This window comes from Streptomyces sp. NPDC088810 (genome assembly GCF_044750305.1).
Taxonomy (GTDB): Bacteria; Actinomycetota; Actinomycetes; order Streptomycetales; family Streptomycetaceae; genus Streptomyces.
The window spans coordinates 21975-41594 of record NZ_JBIVJQ010000017.1; the positions used below are offsets into that span (position 1 = coordinate 21975).

General features: G+C 70.8%; 22 protein-coding genes and 2 pseudogenes. 18 read left to right on the forward strand and 6 right to left on the reverse strand.

The features are described 5' to 3' along the window. Positions 1-112: 112 nt before the first annotated feature. Entirely contained in the window at positions 113-691 is a 579-nt protein-coding gene (locus tag ACIP4Y_RS36085; protein WP_401400680.1) for a TetR/AcrR family transcriptional regulator, read from the reverse strand. 90 nt (positions 692-781) lie between these two features. Here ACIP4Y_RS36085 and ACIP4Y_RS36090 point away from each other — a divergent pair, with 90 nt between their 5' ends. From ACIP4Y_RS36090 to ACIP4Y_RS36160, 15 genes and pseudogenes are all read left to right on the forward strand, one after another. Further along, entirely contained in the window at positions 782-1228 is a 447-nt protein-coding gene (locus ACIP4Y_RS36090; protein ID WP_401400683.1) for an anthrone oxygenase family protein, read from the forward strand. A 154-nt stretch (positions 1229-1382) separates the two neighbouring features. Next, on the forward strand, positions 1383-1832 hold the full coding sequence (locus ACIP4Y_RS36095) for a DUF4267 domain-containing protein (RefSeq protein ID WP_401400685.1): 450 nt from the start codon (positions 1383-1385) through the stop codon (positions 1830-1832). A gap of 68 nt (positions 1833-1900) precedes the next feature. After that, positions 1901-3637, forward strand: coding sequence for a serine/threonine-protein kinase (locus tag ACIP4Y_RS36100; protein ID WP_401400687.1), 1737 nt, complete (start codon positions 1901-1903; stop codon positions 3635-3637). A gap of 139 nt (positions 3638-3776) precedes the next feature. Next, on the forward strand, positions 3777-4463 hold the full coding sequence (locus ACIP4Y_RS36105; RefSeq protein ID WP_401400690.1) for a FadR/GntR family transcriptional regulator: 687 nt from the start codon (positions 3777-3779) through the stop codon (positions 4461-4463). After that, complete coding sequence (locus tag ACIP4Y_RS36110) at positions 4460-5944, forward strand: hypothetical protein (protein WP_401400693.1); 1485 nt, start codon at positions 4460-4462, stop codon at positions 5942-5944. Before ACIP4Y_RS36105 ends, ACIP4Y_RS36110 begins: the two co-directional genes overlap by 4 nt. Beyond that, positions 5941-7806 carry a GMC family oxidoreductase N-terminal domain-containing protein gene (locus ACIP4Y_RS36115; protein WP_401400696.1) on the forward strand — a complete coding sequence of 622 codons (1866 nt, stop codon included), beginning with the start codon at positions 5941-5943 and terminating at the stop codon, positions 7804-7806. The genes ACIP4Y_RS36110 and ACIP4Y_RS36115 overlap by 4 nt, the downstream gene beginning before the upstream one ends. 13 nt (positions 7807-7819) lie before the next feature. Beyond that, positions 7820-7927, forward strand: a pseudogene (locus ACIP4Y_RS36120) (IS5/IS1182 family transposase); the annotation flags it as partial. Between the two features lie 229 nt (positions 7928-8156). After that, positions 8157-8429 (forward strand): CATRA system-associated protein, encoded by a 273-nt coding sequence (locus tag ACIP4Y_RS36125; RefSeq protein WP_401400699.1) that lies wholly within the window; start codon positions 8157-8159, stop codon positions 8427-8429. 17 nt (positions 8430-8446) lie between these two features. Further along, the gene (locus ACIP4Y_RS36130) at positions 8447-9370 is read left to right on the forward strand and encodes a CATRA conflict system CASPASE/TPR repeat-associated protein (RefSeq protein WP_401401029.1); all 924 of its coding nucleotides are present in this window, start codon (positions 8447-8449) and stop codon (positions 9368-9370) included. Then, a complete protein-coding gene (locus tag ACIP4Y_RS36135) occupies positions 9358-10017 on the forward strand; it encodes a transposase (protein WP_401400702.1) in 660 nt (219 codons plus the stop codon). Before ACIP4Y_RS36130 ends, ACIP4Y_RS36135 begins: the two co-directional genes overlap by 13 nt. After that, positions 9953-10435, forward strand: a complete 483-nt coding sequence (locus ACIP4Y_RS36140; RefSeq protein WP_401400705.1) for a hypothetical protein — start codon at positions 9953-9955, stop codon at positions 10433-10435. The genes ACIP4Y_RS36135 and ACIP4Y_RS36140 overlap by 65 nt, the downstream gene beginning before the upstream one ends. A 325-nt stretch (positions 10436-10760) precedes the next feature. Next, the gene (locus tag ACIP4Y_RS36145; protein ID WP_401400708.1) at positions 10761-10949 is read left to right on the forward strand and encodes a hypothetical protein; all 189 of its coding nucleotides are present in this window, start codon (positions 10761-10763) and stop codon (positions 10947-10949) included. Between the two features lie 521 nt (positions 10950-11470). After that, a complete protein-coding gene (locus ACIP4Y_RS36150; protein ID WP_401400710.1) occupies positions 11471-13123 on the forward strand; it encodes a trypsin-like serine peptidase in 1653 nt (550 codons plus the stop codon). A gap of 422 nt (positions 13124-13545) precedes the next feature. Then, positions 13546-13908 (forward strand): hypothetical protein, encoded by a 363-nt coding sequence (locus tag ACIP4Y_RS36155; protein ID WP_401400713.1) that lies wholly within the window; start codon positions 13546-13548, stop codon positions 13906-13908. Positions 13909-14201: 293 nt separating this feature from the next. Further along, positions 14202-14563, forward strand: a pseudogene (locus ACIP4Y_RS36160) (toxin Doc). 311 nt (positions 14564-14874) lie between these two features. Here the strand turns inward: ACIP4Y_RS36160 and ACIP4Y_RS36165 are convergent. The 3 genes from ACIP4Y_RS36165 to ACIP4Y_RS36175 all read right to left on the reverse strand — a co-directional run bounded on the left by ACIP4Y_RS36165 (position 14875) and on the right by ACIP4Y_RS36175 (position 16293). Next, on the reverse strand, positions 14875-15024 hold the full coding sequence (locus ACIP4Y_RS36165) for a hypothetical protein (protein ID WP_401400716.1): 150 nt from the start codon (positions 15022-15024) through the stop codon (positions 14875-14877). 357 nt (positions 15025-15381) lie between these two features. Further along, the gene (locus ACIP4Y_RS36170) at positions 15382-15528 is read right to left on the reverse strand and encodes a hypothetical protein (protein ID WP_401400719.1); all 147 of its coding nucleotides are present in this window, start codon (positions 15526-15528) and stop codon (positions 15382-15384) included. A gap of 516 nt (positions 15529-16044) precedes the next feature. Beyond that, positions 16045-16293 carry a hypothetical protein gene (locus ACIP4Y_RS36175; RefSeq protein WP_401400722.1) on the reverse strand — a complete coding sequence of 83 codons (249 nt, stop codon included), beginning with the start codon at positions 16291-16293 and terminating at the stop codon, positions 16045-16047. Between the two features lie 30 nt (positions 16294-16323). Here ACIP4Y_RS36175 and ACIP4Y_RS36180 point away from each other — a divergent pair, with 30 nt between their 5' ends. Both ACIP4Y_RS36180 and ACIP4Y_RS36185 read left to right on the forward strand, forming a co-directional pair. Further along, positions 16324-16623, forward strand: coding sequence for a hypothetical protein (locus tag ACIP4Y_RS36180; protein WP_401400725.1), 300 nt, complete (start codon positions 16324-16326; stop codon positions 16621-16623). 145 nt (positions 16624-16768) lie between these two features. Continuing rightward, positions 16769-17359 (forward strand): isochorismatase family protein, encoded by a 591-nt coding sequence (locus ACIP4Y_RS36185; RefSeq protein WP_401400728.1) that lies wholly within the window; start codon positions 16769-16771, stop codon positions 17357-17359. 738 nt (positions 17360-18097) lie between these two features. Here the strand turns inward: ACIP4Y_RS36185 and ACIP4Y_RS36190 are convergent. Both ACIP4Y_RS36190 and ACIP4Y_RS36195 read right to left on the reverse strand, forming a co-directional pair. Next, a complete protein-coding gene (locus ACIP4Y_RS36190) occupies positions 18098-18268 on the reverse strand; it encodes a hypothetical protein (RefSeq protein ID WP_401400731.1) in 171 nt (56 codons plus the stop codon). Between the two features lie 59 nt (positions 18269-18327). Continuing rightward, a complete protein-coding gene (locus ACIP4Y_RS36195; protein WP_401400733.1) occupies positions 18328-18807 on the reverse strand; it encodes an ATP-binding protein in 480 nt (159 codons plus the stop codon). Between the two features lie 196 nt (positions 18808-19003). Here ACIP4Y_RS36195 and ACIP4Y_RS36200 point away from each other — a divergent pair, with 196 nt between their 5' ends. Beyond that, the gene (locus tag ACIP4Y_RS36200) at positions 19004-19360 is read left to right on the forward strand and encodes an STAS domain-containing protein (RefSeq protein ID WP_401400736.1); all 357 of its coding nucleotides are present in this window, start codon (positions 19004-19006) and stop codon (positions 19358-19360) included. The last annotated feature ends 260 nt before the right edge of the window (positions 19361-19620 follow it).

Sequence of the window (19620 nt, forward strand, 5' to 3'; positions counted from 1 at the left end):
CGTGCGGCGGCCCGGCAGACCATCGCCCGCGTCCTGCACACCGAATGACGGCCGGCGGCGTCACTGCGGGTGCGCCGACGCGGCAGACGGGACCTTCGCCCGGAACGGTGTGTCAGACGACGGCGAGCCGGTCCACCAGTAGCTCCACCCTCGGCTCGGCGTCCTCGGGCAGCAGGCGGCCCGCGCGGGTCAGGGTCGCAAGGCCGTGCAGGGCCGCCCAGAACACTTCGGTGAACAGCCCCGGGTCGACGCCGTCGCCGGCGACCTCGTCGAGGGTCTCCAGCAGGGCGGCGAAGGCGTCCTTCAGAGGCTCGGGGGTGTCCTCCTGCGCGTACGGCAGGCCGCCGTCCAGCTGGAACAAGGCGTCGTAGACCGCCGGGTTGCGGGCGGCGAAGTCGAGGTAGGCGCGGGCCAGGGCGGCGACGCGGGCGCGCGCGCCGTCCGCGGCGGAGGTCGCGGTCCGCACCGCCGTGGCCAGTTCGACGGCCCCTTGGAGGGCGACGGCGCCGATGATCTCGCGCTTGCCGCGGAAGTGGCTGTAGAGGACGGGCTGGCTGTATTCGATGCGCTCGGCGAGGCGGCGGGTGGTGACTGCGTCCCACCCTTGCTGTTCGGCGAGTTCGCGGGCGGTCGCCACGATGAGGCGCTCGCGTTCCGCCCGTTCGCGCTGCTTGCGTTCCTGTACGGACATAAATCCATGCTAGCACCGCTAGACAAGCGAGCGGCAGCAGGTCTAGCGTTGCCTCGTAAGCTAGCAACGCTAGTTCTCGGAGGGGTTGTCATGCTCAACGTGCTCGAGGTCGTCACCATCGTCGTCGTCGGCCTGATGGTGGGGGTGGAGTTCTCCGTCGCCTTCATCATGAACCGGATCCTGGACGCGCTTCCCGAGGACAGCGGCCAGCTCGGCCACGCCCACGGTGGCCGGATGCTCGGCGCCCTGATGCCTTTCTGGTACATCGGCTCACTCGCCCTCAGCGCGATCTGGGCCATCGCCGGATGGCACCACGACGGCGCCAAACTCGTCGTCACCGCCGCCGTACTGCTGATCATCAGCGTGGTCATGTCGATGCTGCTGCTCGTCCCGATCAACAACCGCAACAGGACCTGGACCCCCGAGAACCGGCCCGCGGACTGGAAGGAGCAGCTGAACCGCTGGCAGCGCTGGCACTACGTCCGCGTCACCGTCATCATCGCCGCCTTCACCCTGCTCGTCTCCGCCCTCGCCTGATGCCGAAGCCGGCTGAGAGGCCTTCGGATTGCCGTCCCCGCAGGCCGACGCCGAGCCGATGGCGCACGATCCCCATCCTCGATGCGGCCGGCCACCGAAATTTGCAGGTTCCCCGAGCCCACCACGCTGACGAAGCCTCGCAAGGAGAAGAACCATGTCGCTGAAGAGGATCAATACCGTACTGGTCGCCGCCTTCGTGCTCTTCATCCTCTGGTTCGGGACGGAGTTCATTCTGAGCCCGGAGGCGACGGCGCCTGACTTCGGCTTGCCGAGTTGGCCTTCCGGCGACGGCGACGGCTTCCTGATCATCAAGGGTATCCGCGACGTCGTCCTGGCCTTGGTCCTGGGCATCCTGCTGGTCACCGGCCACCGCCGGGCGCTGGGCTGGGTGCTGCTGGTGGAGGCCCTGGCCGCGTACGGCGACATGGCCACCGTCCTGGCCCACCACGGTTCCGTGGCCACCGCGCTCGGTGTCCACTGCCTGACCGCGACGCTCATGGTGGTCAACGGCCTGCTGATCATGCACGAGACCCGCGAGGCCGCGGCCGGTACGGCATCTTTGAACGCGGTCCTGAGCGAACCGTACTTCGTCCAATGGTTCTGATCACTCCGGCGGCCACGTGCCGGGGGCTGTCACCACGGTCGTCAGCGGCGGCAACTATGCTCCCGCGCATGAGCGATGCGGGCGACGGCAGCAGCGGCAGACGGGTTGTCGACGGGCGGTTCGAGCTGCGGGAACGGCTCGGCGGTGGCGGTATGGGCATGGTCTGGACGGCACAGGACCTCGTCCTGCACCGGAGCGTGGCCGTCAAGGAGGTCCGGCCACCGGATCCGGACCTCGCCGAGTACGACCCGGAAGCCGCCCGGATGCTGCGGGAACGGGTCCTGCGAGAGGCGCGCGCCCTGGCCCGGGTCGACCACCCCAACGTGGTGACGATCCACCACATCGTGGACGGCGGCCCGGGAACCTATCCCTGGATCGTCATGGAGCTGGTCACCGGTGGCTCCCTGGCCGATCGCCTCGCCCGCGGGCCCATGGAGCCGCGGGAGGCGGCGCTGCTCGGCCGCGAGGTGCTGGCCGCGCTGCGCGCGGCGCACGAGGCGGGCATCCAGCACCGCGACGTGAAACCGGCCAACGTCCTGCTGCGCCCGGACGGCCGTCCGGTGCTCACCGACTTCGGTATCGCGGCGATCCGCGAGGCGACCACGCTCACCGCAACCGGGTCGGTCATCGGCACCCCCGACTACATGGCACCGGAACGCGTCGCAGGGCACGAAGGAGGCCCCGCCTCGGACCTGTGGTCGCTGGCGATGATGCTCTACACCGCCGTGGAGGGCCGTCACCCGCTGCGCAGGGGCACCACGCTGGCCACGCTCGCGGCCGTGCTCAGCGAGCAGGTTCCGCCGCCGGTACGGGCCGGTGCGCTGGGCGACGTCCTGGTCCGGGTCCTCGTCCGCGACGCCGCGGCACGCCCCGGTGCAGGGGAACTGGACCGGATGCTGGAAGCCGCGGCCCAGGAGCCCCGCACACTCGCCGTCTCCTCCCTGCGGCCCCCGCCCGCCGTATCGGCTCCCGCCCCGGCGACCACGGCGGCGCCCGGCTTCGGACCGCCGCCAGCGATGCCTCCAGGACCGTACGACGCCCGGCCCGAGCGCACGGCGCCGCTGAAGCCGCAGGACGCCCGTCCCTCGTCCACCACCGTGCTTGTGCGCCGCGGCCGCCGCCGGCGCTGGACGCTGGCAGGGCTGCCCGTCGCGGTGGCCGCACTCGCGGGCACGCTCATTTGGACGCTCTGGCCCGACGGCCGTACCCAGGCGTCCGGGGGCTCCGGAGTGTCCGGGGCGCCCGGGACGTCCAGGCCCCCGGCCTCCACCGGTGCGCAGGCCAGGACAGCGTCGCCGAGCGGTCCGGCTTCCTCCGTGTCACCCGCCGGGGACGCGGGGACCGGCACGGGGGATCTGCTGACTCCGGCCGGTATCCGCACCGCCGTGCAGGCGTTCAAAAAGGAGACCGGCCGGGACCGGTTCGGCGGTCTCACGGTGTACCCGCAGTACATCGACGCCGAATTGATGGTGCAGGGCAGCGCCACCAAGTACGACACCTACACGTACCGTGCCGGGCAGGGTGTGCAGAAGGGCATCATCAGCTCCACGCTGCCCCGCAACGAGACACCCGTCACCCTGGACGGGTTCGACTGGGACGCGGTGCCCGCGCTGCTACGCGAGAGCGAGAAGAGGCTGAAGGTCGACCACGCCACCTCCCGCTACCTGCTGCTGAACCCACCGGACAAGGTCTTCGGCACGCCCGCCGGGATGTCCGTGTACCTCAGTGACAAGTACGGCGAGGGCGGCTATCTGCGAGCGAATCCCCAGGGCAAGGTGCTGAAGGTCGTGCCCAGCGGCAGCTGAACGGGTCTTCCCGACCACTTCCTCCCTCCCTCCGGGCGAGGGAGGAAGGAAATCCGGCGGCGGGGGGCTCGCCGGGGTCATTGACTCCACGGACCCATGCTGGTTGAGTGGATCATCCACTGAGCCACTGGAGGACGGCGTGGAGTCCCTGCCCCGCGAAACCCTCGTAGACGCCCTGGAGAGCCGGCTGCGTGAGGACATCCTCACCGGGCGTCATCCGGCGGGCAGTTACCTGCCGCCCGAGCGCACACTCGCCGACGGCTACGGCGTCACCCGCACCACCCTGAAGCACGCCTTCGGGCGTCTGATGCAGGCGGGCCTGCTGGAGACCCGGCACGGCGTCGGCACCCGTGTGCGCGACTACCTGCGCCTGGGCGGCGCCGACCTGCTGCCGATGCTCGTACGGCACAGCCCCGACTGGATCGGTGAGGTGTTCGAAGTACGGCGCAGCATCGGCGCGTTGATCGCCGAACGCGCGGCGGGCCGAGCGAGCGAACGGCAACGGATCGAACTGGCGGCCCTGCTGGCGGCCGTGGGGGACGGGGCGGACGCCGACGCCGTACAGCTGGCGGACATCGAGGTCCACCGGGCCCTGGCCCGCGCCACCGGCAACCGCGTCTACGTCCTGCTCACCAACACCCTCTTCAACGCCTACCTCCCCGTGCGCGCCGCGCTCCGGGGACCGTTCACGGACGCCGGGGTGGCCCGGGAGCGCCTGGAGCCGGTGGTCGCCGCGGTGCGGGCCGGTGACGAGGCCGGCGCCCGCCGAGCGGCCGAGCAGTACCTGACGGTCACCGAGCGGATCATGCTGGAGGGGCTCGCGTGAGCGCGGCCACCACCTCACGCGCCCACCCGGGCAGGCGCTCGACCGCGCGCGGCACCGTCTTCAGCGAGACGATGCTCGGCACGCTGCGGCTCGACGGCGACCGCCGCGACCGCCGTGACGGCCCTGACCGCCGCGTCCGCCGCGTCCGCCGCGTCCGCCGCGTCCGCCTGGACCTGACGGTCTCGGCGGACCGCGTGATGCGGCTGTGGGGCACGACGGAGGCGCGCGCCGTAGGTCGCGTACGGATCACCGGCTGGGCCGACGATCCCCATGCGGAGGGCGAGCTGGAGATATCCCCCCTTGCGCGGCGCCGTATCCGGTACCGCATCGCGTTCACCGTCGGCGGCCGCCGCCTCACCCTCGACGGCTGGAAGTCCGTCTCCCCGCGCAGGCCCGTTGCCTCCATGACCGTGCTGCCGTTCACCCTCTACGAGGACGGCGCGCCGGTGGGCACCGGCACTCTTGGCTTCCCGCTGCGCACCCAACTCCTGCCATTCCTGGCGAGTTTCCGTTTCCCGCGGTCCCACGAGCCGGGCGCGTTCCTCGCGCCCCGCTGGCGCGGCGAGCCGGGCCGCACGGAGGTCTGGTACACCACCGTCACCGACCCGGACACCGGCAGCGGCCTGTGGCTGCACCATGAACTGACCGCGCCCGCCGACGGGTCGCAGCCGTACGCGCACGGCTGGGCCGCGGTGTTCCCCGAGGACGGCCCCGTCCGGCACGCCCGCTTCGGCCCCGTGCCGTGGTCCGGTGCCGAGCCGGGCTTCAGCGCCGGCGAGGTCACCTCCCGGCCCGGGCGCCTGTCCGGTTCGGCGGACGAGGGCGGCCTGCACTGGGACATCGCGGAACGCCCCTCCGACGAGCCGCTGTTCACCTTCCCCCGCTGGTCCTGGAACCACCCGCTCCTGCCCGCCGCCCACATGCTTCCGGCCGCGCGGTCCCGGTACGACGGGACCTTCACGCACGACGGCAGGACACTGACGCTCACCGGGGCCCCGGGCGCGTCCGCCCGCATCTACGGTCACGGCAACGCCCACCGCTGGGCCTGGCTGCACGCCGACCTCGGCGACGGGGACGTGCTGGAGGTCGTCGCCGCGGTCTCCACGCGTCCGGGACTGCGCAGGCTGCCCCCGATGGTCTTCCTCCGGCTGCGCCGCCAGGGCCGCGACTGGCCCCGCCGTCCCGAGCGCGGTGCCGTCGGCTGGGCCGGAGCGGGGCGCTTCCGGGCGGACGCCACCCTGCCCACGTGGCGGGTCACCGGCCGCACCGCCCTGCGCCGCATCCGGGTCGAGGTCACCCAGCCCGCCGACCGCACCCTCGTACTCGACTACACCGACCCCGACGGCCGGCACGCGACCTGCCGCAACAGCGAACGCGCCGACGCGCACGTCCTGTTGGAGAGGTGGTGGTTCGGCGGCTGGCGCACGGAGGCCGAGTGGACACTGGACGGCACGGCCCACGCGGAGGTGGGCACACGATGAGTCTCGCCGGCCTCGTCGCCGCCCTCATCGCCGACGACGGCACGACCGACTGGCCCCGTCGGGTTCCCGACCGCCTCGAGACGGTCCTGTCCGCGATGCCGGTGGCCGCCCGGGCGGGCATCCGGGCCGCGGCACGCGCGGTGGACGTCTACGCCCTGGCCCGCACCGGGCGCACCCTGGCCGGGCTCACCGCGCAGGAACGGCAGTCCGTCGTGGCCGGACTGGCCGCCCGCCCCGCGCTCCTGCCGCTGCTGGACCTCCTCAAGGTGCCCGTCCTGCTGTCGGCCGGAACCGAGCGCATGCTCGAAGAGGGACCTGCGAGGAGCGTCCTCACGCGCAAGGACCCCCCGCTCGACCTGACGCCCGCGTCCGCCTGGCCGGCCCGCTCCACCGCCGATGCCGTGGTCGTCGGCTCGGGAGCCGGCGGGGCCGTGGCCGCGCGGGCCCTGGCCCGGGCAGGACTCGACGTCGTCGTCCTCGAAGAGGGAAGCCACCACAGTACCGAGTCCTTCGGACGGCGCGCGCCCCTGGACCGCTTCACCGAGCTGTACCGGGACGGCGGAGCCACCTTCGCCCTCGGCACACCGCCGCTGCTGCTGCCGGTGGGCCGAGCCGTCGGCGGCACCACCCTCGTCAACTCCGGCACCTGCTACCGCACCCCGGACCACGTCCTGTCCCGGTGGAACAGGCAGTTCGGGTGGACGGCGGCCGACGACTTCGACCGTCACCTGGACGAGGCCGAACGCCTGCTGCGGGTGGCCACCCAGCCCCTCGACGTCCTCGGCGCCAACGGCCGGGTCGCACTCGCCGGCGCCCAGGCTCTCGGCTGGCGGGCCACACCCCTGCGGAGGAACGCGCCCGGCTGCCGAGGCTCCTGCCAGTGTGTGACCGGCTGCCCGACCGGCGCCAAACACAGTGTCCAGCTCTCCGTGCTGCCCGAGGCGTGCGCCGCCGGAGCCCGCATCGTCACCGAGGCGCGGGTGGAGCGCGTACTCGTCGACCCGGACCGCCCAGGAGGTCCACGTGCGGCGGGGGTGCGCGTACGACGGGAGCAGCACGGTGGCGAGCAGGACGGCGGGGCGTTCGACATCCTCGCGCCCCTCGTCGTCGTAGCGGCGGGCGCCCTGCAGACCCCGCAGCTCCTGCGCCGCTCCGGACTGGGCGGACACCCCCGCCTCGGACACAACCTGAGCGTCCACCCGGCCACGAGCGTCGCCGGACGCTTCGCCGAACCGGTCAAGGCCTGGCAGGGCGTGCTGCAGAGCGTCGGCGTGGAGGAACACCACGGCGCCGGCATCCTCATCGAGGCCACCGCCACCCCGCCCGGCATGGGATCGTTCGTCCTGCCCGGGGCGGGCGGCGAGCTGCGCCGCGAACTGGAGGGCGCGGACCGGCTCGCCACGCTCGGGGCGATGATCGCCGACAGTCCGGCCGGCCGTGTCCTGGGCCGCCACCGCACCGTGATCCGCTACGACCTGGACCGTCGCGACGCCGGCCGTCTCCTGCGGGCCGTCCTCGCCATGGGCGAGCTCCTGTTCGCCGCGGGCGCCGAGGAAGTACTCACCGGCATCCCGCGCACGCCCCGCGTGCGCAGCCTCACCGAACTGCGTGACGTTCTGGCCGGCACGGGCGCGCGGCAGCTGCACCTGTCGGCCTACCACCCCACCGGCACCGCCGCAGCGGGCGCGAGCCCACAACGCTTCCCGGTCGACCCGCAGGGCCGGCTCCGTGGCGTGCACGGCGTGGTGGTCGCGGACGCGTCGGTGCTCCCCAGCTGCCCGCAGGTGAACCCCCAGCTGACCGTCATGGCGGCGGCCCTGGCGATCACAGAGCATCACACAGCGGCCATCGTGTCCCGATGAGTTACTTCTGTGACGCCGGGGCATCCGCGCGGTCGTCCCGCAGCCCTCCGACCAGATCGGCCATCCTCTACGGCGGCGAGGCCGCCGACGTGGCCGACCGCCCCGCTACGACCGTGACGCCTTGCCGGAGCCCCTGCTGGTGAAGTTGGACCTCTGACAACTTGGGCAGCGGGAAGCGTTTGTTCCGATGACCACACAGCCCGCACGCCCTGAGCGCAGAGGTCCCGAGACCGCCTCGGTCAGCGATGTCTCGCCGTTCAAGCCTCTGTCCATCCGTGCCCACAGGGCTCCGAGAAGCTCGTTCCTCACGGTCTCCATGATGGACGAGGCAGGCGCGGTCGGGGGCGCTTATGCGTGAACGGACCGTCCGCAACACACCCGCGCACGACGCTGACGGCCAAACCGCGCTGCGGACCGGCGATGCGAATCCCCTGTGGGGTGCCATGGGACAGCTGGACCTCATCGGGCCCTCACGGATCCGCACGCGGGTAGGCGAGGAGACGGAGCCCCCGCCACCCGACGTGCTGGAGCGGGTGAACCGGTTGGTGCACACCCTGCGGAGCGCGAGGGAGCCCGAAGACCTCGCCGAGGTCGGACCGGCCACCGGTGACCGCCCTCACTGACCAGTCGCTCGTCATCCATCTGTTCGTGGCCACCACCGGGCCGCGTCGGCTCAGGGCGTACCAGGAGGCAGCGGGAGCTGTGGGGCGCGCTCGGCCCGGTGCTCGGCATGGAGCACCCTGCAGCCGCGACGGGGCTGCCCGATGTACTTCCTGGGAAGCTCGAAGACCTTCCGGCCGGCGGGACGCTGGCGGCCCGGCGCAGCCGCGACGGTCTTCACCAGGCGGTCCTGCGGCGGCGTCACGATTTGCTCTGCCTGTCGGTGGCGCTCTCGCCGTCTGTCGGTGACCGGGGTGCGCGGGCGGCATGGGAGCGGCGCTGGACTGAGGCCGCCGGGCCGACCCATGAGTGGGCAGTGGGGGACGCGAGGCTCTTCGTCGCCTACAGGCGGTTCACAGATGACGGGGCGGCGGAAGAGCACGAGACGGAGGACGTGATCCGGTCCGAACTGCCGCCTGATGAATCACCGATGCGCCTGGGACCCGGGGGCGACATCAGCACACCCCGCCCTCACCGTGTGGGAAGTGGTGGACGGGTCCGGAGTACGGCAATTGCGGCACTTCGTCGTGGTGACGGCCGACCAAGGCGGCCAACCGCCGGGGGCCGAGCGCTGGCTGTGGAGTCAGGCGGCAGCGCACCGCCGGCGTTCGCCCGCTATCTGGCGGACGCGGCCAGGCTCCGTTACGAGATACGTGTGCACGCGGCTCACGACAGCGATACACCCGGCGACTCAACCGGGATCGTGGACGACGCGCTGGCGGCGCTGGACCGGCGCCCCAGCCGTTCCGGCACCCTGCCGGAATCATGGAGCCTGGAACTCACCCGGTGGCGGCATCGACTGCTTTCCCTCATAGCAAGCTCGGATGGACTCACACAGCGGATCACCCGGCTGAGGGAGATGCGCACCACCGTCCGGATCGCGAGGCCAACATGCGCGCCCTGACGGATGCCGCCGGCAGTGGTGTCCCAGGGCCGCAGCCCAACGTGACGGGGGGTGAGCAGGATGCCGAGTGTGGAGGACCCCTCGACCCCGCCGGTGCGGCACTGGCCGAATACGCCGGACACCGAACCCCCGACCGCCTCCAACGACTCCTCAACGGAGCCCGCTGGAACGCCGACGAACTCCGCGACGACCTCCGGCACTACGTCGCCGAACGGCTCGGAGAGCCCGACGGGATCCTCATCCACGACGACACCGGCTTCCTCAAGAAAGGCACCACCTCGGCGGGCGTGCAGCGCCAGTACTCCGGCACCGCCGCCCGCACCGAGAACTGCCAGATCGGCGTGTTCGCCGCCTACGCCACCACACGCGGACGCGCCCTGGTGGACCGCGAGTTGTATCTGTCCAAGTCCTGGATCGACGACCACGCAGCCTACGGCCAGGAGTGGCGGCTGCGCCGCATGCTGGAGGAGACCATCCTGGGATATGCGCTCGCGGTCCCCAAGTCCCAGCAGGTGCCGCACTTCGGACGCGCATCGACCACCTCTTCTCCCAGGCCCCTGACGAAGCATGGGAGCCGCGTTCGTGCGGCGAAGGCGCCAAGGGCCTGCGCGTCTACCACTGGGCGGCCCTGCAGATCACGTCCATAGAGGACTTCGACGCCGAGATGCCTACCCACAGCGCTGGGCACTGGCACGCCGCAGCATCAACAAGCCCGAGGAGAGCGCCCACTACCTCGCCTACGCACCGCTCGGCACCACGATCGACTCGCTGGTCCGCGTCGCCGGGACGCGCTGGGCCATCGAGGAAGCCTTCCAGGCCGCGAAGAACGAGTGCGGCCTCGACCAGTACGAAGTCCGCCGCTACACCGGCTGGATGCGCCACATCACCCCGGCCATGCTGGCGCATGCCTTCCTGGCCGTCATGGCCGCCGACGCCGCGGCAAAAGGGGCAGCAGAAACGGTTCCTGCCTCGCGCCCCTCACCGCGGCAGAAGTTCGCCGACTCCTGGCAACTGGCCACTCACCCCTCGCCGTTCAACGTCAAAGTGCTGCTGCTGGAGTACTAAAAGAGTGCACGTGCACTCCCGTCATGCGATCATGGTGACTCCGACCGCTGACCACGGTCGGTTGACAGCCGCCGCATGGCGGCACGGGGGCATTGCACCGGGGGTGCTGTGGTGCGCTGTGAGCGCGGCGCAGGCCGTCGGCGGAAGATCTCGCTTCGGACTCCGTAGCAGCGGTGCGCCTGCCGCTGCCCGGTAGTGGCATGTCCTTGGGATCCTCGTGCCGCCGTTCGGCCTGCCTATGGAGAGCCGGAATTGCTCGATACACGAATACGCGAGCTACGGAGAATCGCGAGGCGACGTACCCAACGGCCGTTACACCGTGACCGTGGTCAGCCATCACGGGCAGCAGACCACGCAGCAGCACGTCACGATCGCCGGCCAGCCCGTCGCGGACGGAGGCGACCCGTCCTGGGCGGTCACCGGTGGCATCGCGGCCACGGGGCTGGCCCTTGCCTCCGGCGGCGCGGTGGCGGTGCGGCGCCGCCGCTCACGGAAGGCTGCGCCGTCCGCGTAGCGGCGGATCCGGCGGACGCGGACCGTCCCCCGGGCGGGTCGAGCGGACACCGGTGGGCGCGCGCCGAACTGTGCTCCCCGCCTTCCTCGGGTCTTCCCTTCATCTTTCCCTCGCTCCCTCGGGCCGCTTCCGGTCCGCAGGGAGTTCGTCCATGACTCAGAAAGCGTTCCTTGAATACCTCACACAGACGAATATCGCGTCTCGTGGTCCTCGCGGCCGGAACTGCCCTGCTCCTGACCGGAGGGGGGAGCCTCGCCCAGGCGCAGGCCAAGGTGCAGGCCGCCACACCGGCACCCCACCTGTCCCCGGCGACGGTGCCGTCCGCCGGAGCGTCCGCAGGACCCTCAACCGGACCGTCCGGTGAACCCGCGCCCTCGCCCTCCGCCAGCCCCTCAACCGGGACCGGCACCGGGGACCCCTCGGCCTCACCCTCGGCGAGCGCGAGCGGGTCCGCCGCGACCGAGACCGGCGACGACGACTTTTCGGACGAGGACGCCATCCGCTTCTGGACGCCTGAACGCATGGCTTCGGCCACCGACCCGGCACACCCCGCGCAGCAGGCGGACCCGAGCGCCGAGGCCCGGTTGCGGCGGGCCGCCACGGCCGATCCCGGCGTGGCATCCGACATGCCGACGGCGGAGCACATCCTCGGCCTGCCGTCCGTCGGGACGATCTTCACCTACGACACGGATCCGACCACCGACCGGATGCACGCGCACCATTGCACCGCCAGCGTGGTGGAGAGCCCCGGGCACAATCTGATCCTGACCGCGGGGCACTGCGACGGGGGCAAGGCCGTCTTCGTCCCCATGTACGCCGCCGAGCAGACGCTGGACAAGCAGACGTTCGGGTTCTACCGGGTCGCCAAGTTCTTCACCGACAGCCGTTACGTGCACAACACCAAGAAGCCCATCTCCGACCTGGACTTCTCCTTCGGCCGGCTCGAGCCTTCGAAGAGCGGCAAGCAGGCGCAGGACGTGGTGGGCGCGAACAAGCTGGTGCGCACGCCGGGTTACCTGAACAAGGTCACAATGGTCGGCTACCCCGCCCACCATGACCCCGAGGACCATCCCGTGCGGTGCCCCACGCAGACGGAGGCGCTGCCCGGCTTCTACCAGATCCAGGCCAAGTGCCGTGGCATGTGGGGCGGTGTCTCCGGCGGTCCCTGGTTCTCCCAGGTGGACTGGAAGAAGGGAACCGGCGAGATCATCGGCAACGTCGGCGGGTACAACGGCGGCGGCAACGACGAGCAGGCGGACTGGCTCACTTACAGCCCCATGCACGGCGACTGGTTCTTCCGCCTGTACGACGAGGCGAAGAACAACCGCCCCGTCCATCGCGACACCCCCTACGAGCAGCCGCCGCTGCCGTACTCCATGGGCGGCGGTGAGACCTGGTCCCATGCCAAGCTGCTGGCCTCGGGCGCGTACACCGGTGACAGCAAGGGCGACCTGATCGTGGTCTGGACCGACGGCGAGGTCACCCTGTACAACGGCGACGGCAATGGCGGCTTTACCGGCGAGCGCCGCCTGGCCGCGCCGCACGGCATCTTTCAGAACGCCAAGTCCGCCACCGGTGGGGACTTCGCCGGCGGCAACGGCTCCGACCTGCTGGTGGTGTTCGACTCCGGCGAGGTCAGGCTCTTTCCCGATGTCGGCACCAAGGGCCTGGACGGCGGGATCAAACTGGCCGACGCCGGATCCATCTGGAGCCACGCCGACCAGATCACCGGCGGCAGCTTCGGCACCGCGAAGTACGTCAGCGACCTGCTGGTGCGCTGGAGCGACGGCGAAGTCACCGACTACACCGCGGTCGGCGACAAGGGGTTCGGCACCGAACACCAGCTGGCCAAGCCGAAGAGCGCCTGGAAGGACGCCACCCTGGTGACCGCGGGCGACTTCACCGGCGGCAGCAACTGGGACACCCTGGTGCGCTGGTCCGACGGACATGTCTCGCAGTTCCAGGAGACCGGCCCCGGCGGCGCCGGCAAGGAGATCCACATGGCCCCGGCCGGCAGCATCTGGTCCCACGACTCGGTGATGACAGCGGGCAGCTACGACTCCAACGGCTGGCCGGACGACCTGCTCGTCCGCTGGTCCGACGGCGAGACCACCATGTACACACACACCGGAGCCACCTTCGGCACCGAACACATGCTCGTCCCCCCGAAGTAACCGCCCCACCACCAGCCCCACCCCGCGGGCGGATCCGGGTGACCGAACCCACCGCGTCACCCGGACCCCCTGCAAGGCCACCCCCGTGGCTCGTTCCTACGGGCCTACGTCCAGCACAGACCTGGTTTGCTGCCTCTGCGAGCTCCGCAAGATCCACCCCGTCCGGTACGGCCATCCAGCACCTCCAGTGCACGGCGTACCTCGGCGCGCGCCCGATGCTCGCTTCCACGGTCCGGTTCGATGCCGACAAGGGTCCTCAGCAGCGCGGCCCCCTGGTCTCCAGGTCGACCTGACGGCGCAGCAGTTTGACCTGTGCAGGTGAAAGTTCAGCCGATTGATCCCGGCGGTCAGGAACGCGGCTCGGCCGGAGACCGTCTTGGACTGCGGCGAAGCGCTCCCCGAACCATGAAGGAACCCATCAAGTGGCTCTCTCCTCCCGCATCCGTCGCCGGTCGACCGCGTTTGCGCTCGTCGCCGCTGTGACCCTGCTTGGCCTCGCGAGCTGGTACGTCTTCTCGGGCCGAGGCACAGGGCTGCTACCGCAGAGCAGCTGGGGGGGCTGGCGGGAGAAGCCGCAGGTGAACCACTGGGGAGTGCAGGTGCGGGTCAACTCGTGGAGCAACGCCGCTGAGGCGCACGTGTACATGGGCAAAGCGGAGGACTTCACTCTGAAGGCGTACGGCACGCGAGCCAGTGCCACGACGGATATGGACGGAACCCGGTTCACCCTGACGCCCGACGGCAAGATCACCGGACAGTGGCCACAGGAGCACGGCACGAGGTGACGCACGCACCCGCCCGCTCGTAGCGAGCCGGCAACGGACCGGGTGAGCCTCCGGTCGGCGGCCTCCTCAAGTGCCCCGCCGGAAAGATCATCACCAGCGGCGGACTCAACGGCAGGGGGGGTACGTGGGCCGGCCTGGTCGCCAGCCGACCCGCCAAAGCCGCGGAGACCGGCTCGAACGACGGCTGGTGGGCCGAGCCACCGACGCCCTGGACAACGCCGACTTCGAGCTCAACCCGTAACCGGTCCGGCACCACACCTCCGTGGTCCCGGAGCAGCAGCCCGCCTGGCCACCTGCGCGGGGGTTCGACGAGGCGTTCCCCGAGGATCGCGCACGAAGACGTGACCGTGACCGACTACTCCGCACTGGTGGCGGCCGTCGCCTCCCGGCACAAGACCCGGATGCCGACGCTTGAGGCCTCCGAGCCGGATGCCGCCTGGCGCGCGGCCGCCCTCCTGCACACGATCGTGCGCTCGGAGCCACTCCCCCACCACAACAGCCTCTTCGCCGCCTTCGTGGCCACTCATTACATGGATCAGTCCGCGAAGGCATCGACCCCCCATACGGCGCCATGTCCGACCTCACCAGAAAGGTCCGGGACACCCGGCTGAGCGTCTACACCGTCGCCGAGGTCCTGTGGCTCTGGTGCATCTGATCCAGGCTGCGCCAAACGACAGGCTCGCTCCGTTGCACGCAGCACTGCACACGGCCGTAGCCCAGGAAACCCCGAGCACCCCATGCGTGCACGAGCCAGCCCTGCCAGCTGCCTGCATGAGCAAAACCATCAGGTAAGCGGCTAGGAGCGCTGGCCGAGACCCGAGTGGAAGGCCGCGCCGCAGCCCTCGACGAGACCTGGAAACGCCGATGCGGGCGCAGGGGCGGGATCAGTGCCCGCGCCCGGGGGCGCTCCTGGGCGGTCTCGCGTTCGGGTTGCAACTGGACGGCTACCGAGCGCTCCTGTTACCCCTAGCCCGCGGGTGGACGGCCGTACGGCTCGCCGAGGAGCTGCCGGCGTACTTCGTCGCCTTCGACGTCCTCCAGGCCGGCGGCGAGGTGCTGCTCAAGCAGCCGTACGCCGCGCGGCGTGCATGGCCGGAGCAGCTGTTCATAGAGCACGCCCTGGCCCCGCCCTGGCTGCTGTGCCGGGTCACAGATGATGGGCGGGTCGCACCGGAGTGGCTGACGACATGGACGCAGCCCGGAGCCGAGGGACTGGTGATCAAGGGAGGAGCACTATCTGCCTGGGGCACGCGGCTGGTACAAGGTCCGCCGCCGGGACACCACCGAGGCCGTCATCGGTGCGATCACCGGGACCCTGGCACGGCCAGGGAGTGTGCTGCTGGGCCGGTACGACGCAGCCGGCGTCCTGCGGCCCACCGCCCGCAGCACCCCGCTGCGCCCCGCCACGGCCCGGCTCCCGGCCACACGGCTCACCGCGGCCGGGTCGGGACATCCTTGGGAGGAGGTCCGGTTTCACGCGTCGTGGGGCTCGCGGATCCCGCGCTGGTGGCGAAGATCGATGTGGACACCGCCCAGGACCGGGGAGTCTGGCGGCACCCGGTACGGGTCGTACGGCTCCGCGGCGACATGCCGCCCGGCGACGTCGCCAAGTTCGGTCAAGGCGCGGTGCCGGCTGTCGGATAACAACCGAGGGCCGTCCCCGGAAACCGCGGGATGACCGCATGGCTGTGGGTGGGACTGGCCGCCGCCCAGCCGGCCTCGGGTGTCTGAAGTCGGAGGTATGAGCACCATCCCGGACGCACAGCCGGCCCGACCGCCCGAGGTGTGGACCTGGCCCAGGACCGACTGTAGTGGCGGCACGCGCCGGTCCTCGCAGGTCGACCTGCATGGGGATACGACGATCCGGATCCTCACGAGAACTGGCAAGGGGAACTGCTTTGCCGCGTCCGTCCCGCCAGCTGCGAGCCGCTCGGCCGTCAGCGGCTCGGGGTGTGGGATGACGGGTCGCCGAGCGCGACCATCTCCCAGTCGACGACGATCGCCCTGCCAGCGCCAGCAGGACCGCAATACCTTCGCCATGCCGTAGCGGCTCGCGACACGGCAGGTAAGCCACGAGGCCGTCTCTTCTCGTAGGGCAGCGGTCCTCAGGAGTTCGTCGACTTGCGTGTGCGCTGGTCAGCGGGCGACCCCCTCTGATGCCAGCTGCTTCACGGCGGCCAGGATGCAGTCGCGGGGCACCAGGACCACCGCCTCATCCTTGCCGATCGAGGCGCCCACCTCGTTCATCCGCTCCGCCTCCGGCGCGGTCACGAGGTGGATCTTGCCGATGACGAGGAAGTCGCCGTCTTCCAGCTCCAGGACGTCGGGGCAGTTGTTCGCTCCGACGGACCCGCGCTCGGCGGGCGTCGATCCGATGCGGCGCATGAGACTCCTTGCGGTGACACGATCGGTGTTATGGACACCAATACGGACTGGGCGTACCGGGTGTTCGAACCCCACGGGTCCGAGGGCTGGCGCCCCTACGGCAGCGACCCCGAACGGTGGCACGGCGCGATCACCGCTCCAGACACGGCCGAGGGCGCCAAGCACGCCATCGGCCGGATCGTCGGCGACCTCATGACCGAGTGGGAGCGGATCGGCCTGAGCCACGCGATGCACGTGCGGGTCTTCCTCTGGCACGACGAGGCGGGCGAGCTGAAGGATGCCGACTTCGTCGTGGAGGTCCGGCCCCGGTCCGACTTCGACGCAGCGTGACCACTCCGGGCCCCTCTTCGGCAAGGACTGCACCTTCGCTCCCGTACAGCTCCGCCGGTCGGGGGAACGACCGGCGAGTGGCGCGACCGCCCGCTGCCGCAAGGCCGACCATCGAGGAAGAGGTTCACCCGAGGGAGGGTTTTCCATGCGTCGTGCACTGATCATCGTCGATGTGCAGAAGGACTTCTGCGAGGGCGGAAGCGTTCCGGTCAAGGGCGGCGCGGGCCGGGCCGCCGCCATCGCCGAGCTGGTCCGGAGCGCCGACGGGCAGTACGCCTGCGTCGTCGCCACCCGTGACCACCACATCGATCCGGGCGCCCACTTCTCCGAGAACCCCGACTTCCAGGACTCGTTCCCCGTGCATTGCGTCGTCGGCAGTGAGGGAAGTGAACTCCATCCGCACTTCGCGCCCGCCGTCGACTCCGGGCACGTCGACGAGGTCTTCTTCAAGGGCGCGCACTCCGCCTCGAAGAGCGGTTTCGAGGGCCTCACCCAGGACGGCACGACACTCTCCGCCTGGCTGAAGGCCCGCGATGTCACCGACCTCGACGTCGTCGGCATCGCGACCGATCACTGCGTGAAGGCCACCGCACTGGACGGAGTGCGCGCGGGCTTCACGGTGCGCGTCCTGCTCGATTACACAGCCGGCGTCGCCGCCGACACCACGCGCACCGCACTCGATGAGCTGCGCCGGGCCGGTGTCGCGCTGAGCGGCGAACCTGTCGTCATCGCTTGACAGGCCGTCCCGCGACACCGAATAGGCCTGCCGCCAGCGACCAAGACGTTTACAGCGCCGTATGCGAGTTCAAGGCAGCTGGCTCAGCCGCGGGCTGCCGTCGAGCGGTAGGTGACACCGTACTGGCGGGCTCGACCATCAACGCCCGGCCCGCCAGGAGGTCCCTGCGGATCACCCGGTGCAGCGTCGACGCCGACGGCACCGAGGCCCCTCCGCCAGACGCGGCCAGCCGGCGCCACCTCAGCGTCATTCCCTCCGACGTCGCCCAGCAGCCCCCACACCTCGTCCGACACCGCATACCCCTGCCGATGCGGAGGACCAAGAGGTGCGGGGAGCTCCGGCTCGGCGCATGGATCGGGAACCAACGGAGCCGTCGCCTGACGTCGCCGCCGCACTGACGGCGGCACGACGCGAGGCACCGGCCGACACGCAACCGGCTGAACGGCGCCCCGGCCCCCGGCCGCGGTATGGGACGCCGACCGTCGCTGCTTTGCGGATGCGGGTCAGCCGACGCAGCTCAGTGCGCGACGAGTTGTGAGTCCGGGGATAGGCCTTGTACGCGGGCGGTCAGGCCTGATCCGCTGCTTGAGCATCGTCTGACGGAGTCCTGCGGCATGTGTGCAGTGCCTCATTTAGAGATGGGGCCACGGTCAGGATTGTCATGGCCTGCGTGACGTTCAGCATGCGGCTGATGAGCGGGAGCGGTGCCGTCGGTCTGGCTTTCGAGCCAGGCTCTCATCAGCATGGCCAGGAGTCGAAGTAGCTGATGTGGGACAGGTCCAGCACGAGGTGACGGCAGATGCTCTCCTCCAGCAGCACCAGCAGCTGCGGACGCAGCTCGGTGACCGTGTCGAAGGCGACGACGTCCGGCAGCCGGGCAACGGTCGAACTGTCACCATGACGAGCCATTCCCCTCTTTGCCGAAGGTCACCTACGCGCTGCCGTTGCCCGGCCGGTGCGGGGTGGGGTCAGGAGGTGGTGCGGACGGCGATGTTCCCGCCGGGGTCGTCGGCAAGCGCGATCACGGCGGTGACGCGTTTGCCGACCGGTTCCCGGCACACCTCGTAGGCCTGGCTGACGGCGAGGGTGATCTCAAGGCCGTGGCGGCCCACGCGCCGCGGGTCGGTGGCGGCGACATCGGGTAGGACCGGCTCGCTGTCCCACACCGACACCCGCACCGCGCCCTGGCTGATCTGCAGATCGAGCATGACGGGGCCCGGTGCGTACTTCACGGCGTTGGTGACCAGTTCGCTGACCACCAGCTGCGTCATGCCCATCGCCCGCTCGGACACCGGCAGCCCGTGCACGGCCTGTACCTCGGTGAGGAAGCGGGTCGCCAGGTGCCGGGCCGCCCCGATACAGGAAGAGTCGCCGTTATAGGCGGCGGACGCCGACAGGCAACGGTTGTGCCCTGTCTTCTGTCCCTCGTCCCCCCCGGCCCGCTCCATACGCCCGCCCCGTCTCACATGATCGTCACACGAACTTCGCGTTGTGTCGCGAAGCATCGCACGGCCCCTTCCCGGTTGCCCCGCTCCAAGCGCTTTTCACCCGACCTGCCACAGTTGACACCGTGCGGCGGCATACGTTTGCGTAGACAGCGGCCTCGCAGCAGCGAACGCCCACCAAGGACCGGACGGAGACGGTATGAGCCAGGCCCTGCTGTCCGTCTCCCGGTACACCACCGCCAGCGGCGTGCACGTCGTTGCCCTGGCCGGGGACATCGACCACACCACAGTCGGCACCTTCCACCAGGCCCTCACCGTCCAGGACGACTCCGCCCCGCACACGGTCGTCGACTTCCGCGACGTCACCTTCATGGACTCCAGCGGCATCAACGCCCTCGTCGCCGCGAACAATACCGCCCAGACCCGCGGCGGATGGCTGCGCCTGGCCCGCACCCCCACACGGGTGGCTGGCCTGTTGCGCATCGTCGGCCTCGACGCCATCCTCCCGCTGTATCCCACCCTCGACGACGCCCTCACACCCCAACCCGCCCCCTGACCCCCGGCTTCCTGTCCTGGCCTCTCCCCGTCGCACGTCACCGCCGCATTGCCAATCGGCATGTGGGCGGCGGCCCCGGCCGACGCGCAACCAGCTGAGCCACGCCCCGATCCCCAGCCGCGGACGCTCCGCCCATCCCCCCGCCTCTTCTTCTCCACTCCAGCCAGGGACATGGGCGACAGGCGGCCGCAACAGGGAGTCAGCGGCCCGACAACGGCGTACCGCGTGGCAGCATGCACGGACACGCGAGCGCCCAGCGG

What these genes read in the sequence shown, in the direction of transcription:
- ACIP4Y_RS36085 (WP_401400680.1), bottom strand. Translation starts at nt 691, where the DNA reads ATGTCCGTACAGGAACGCAAGCAGCGCGAACGGGCGGAACGCGAGCGC.
- ACIP4Y_RS36090 (WP_401400683.1), top strand. Translation starts at nt 782, where the DNA reads ATGCTCAACGTGCTCGAGGTCGTCACCATCGTCGTCGTCGGCCTGATG.
- ACIP4Y_RS36095 (WP_401400685.1), top strand. Translation starts at nt 1,383, where the DNA reads ATGTCGCTGAAGAGGATCAATACCGTACTGGTCGCCGCCTTCGTGCTC.
- ACIP4Y_RS36100 (WP_401400687.1), top strand. Translation starts at nt 1,901, where the DNA reads ATGAGCGATGCGGGCGACGGCAGCAGCGGCAGACGGGTTGTCGACGGG.
- ACIP4Y_RS36115 (WP_401400696.1), top strand. Translation starts at nt 5,941, where the DNA reads ATGAGTCTCGCCGGCCTCGTCGCCGCCCTCATCGCCGACGACGGCACG.
- ACIP4Y_RS36125 (WP_401400699.1), top strand. Translation starts at nt 8,157, where the DNA reads ATGCGTGAACGGACCGTCCGCAACACACCCGCGCACGACGCTGACGGC.
- ACIP4Y_RS36135 (WP_401400702.1), top strand. Translation starts at nt 9,358, where the DNA reads ATGCGCGCCCTGACGGATGCCGCCGGCAGTGGTGTCCCAGGGCCGCAG.
- ACIP4Y_RS36150 (WP_401400710.1), top strand. Translation starts at nt 11,471, where the DNA reads ATGGCTTCGGCCACCGACCCGGCACACCCCGCGCAGCAGGCGGACCCG.
- ACIP4Y_RS36175 (WP_401400722.1), bottom strand. Translation starts at nt 16,293, where the DNA reads ATGCGCCGCATCGGATCGACGCCCGCCGAGCGCGGGTCCGTCGGAGCG.
- ACIP4Y_RS36180 (WP_401400725.1), top strand. Translation starts at nt 16,324, where the DNA reads ATGGACACCAATACGGACTGGGCGTACCGGGTGTTCGAACCCCACGGG.
- ACIP4Y_RS36185 (WP_401400728.1), top strand. Translation starts at nt 16,769, where the DNA reads ATGCGTCGTGCACTGATCATCGTCGATGTGCAGAAGGACTTCTGCGAG.
- ACIP4Y_RS36190 (WP_401400731.1), bottom strand. Translation starts at nt 18,268, where the DNA reads ATGGCTCGTCATGGTGACAGTTCGACCGTTGCCCGGCTGCCGGACGTC.
- ACIP4Y_RS36195 (WP_401400733.1), bottom strand. Translation starts at nt 18,807, where the DNA reads ATGGAGCGGGCCGGGGGGGACGAGGGACAGAAGACAGGGCACAACCGT.
- ACIP4Y_RS36200 (WP_401400736.1), top strand. Translation starts at nt 19,004, where the DNA reads ATGAGCCAGGCCCTGCTGTCCGTCTCCCGGTACACCACCGCCAGCGGC.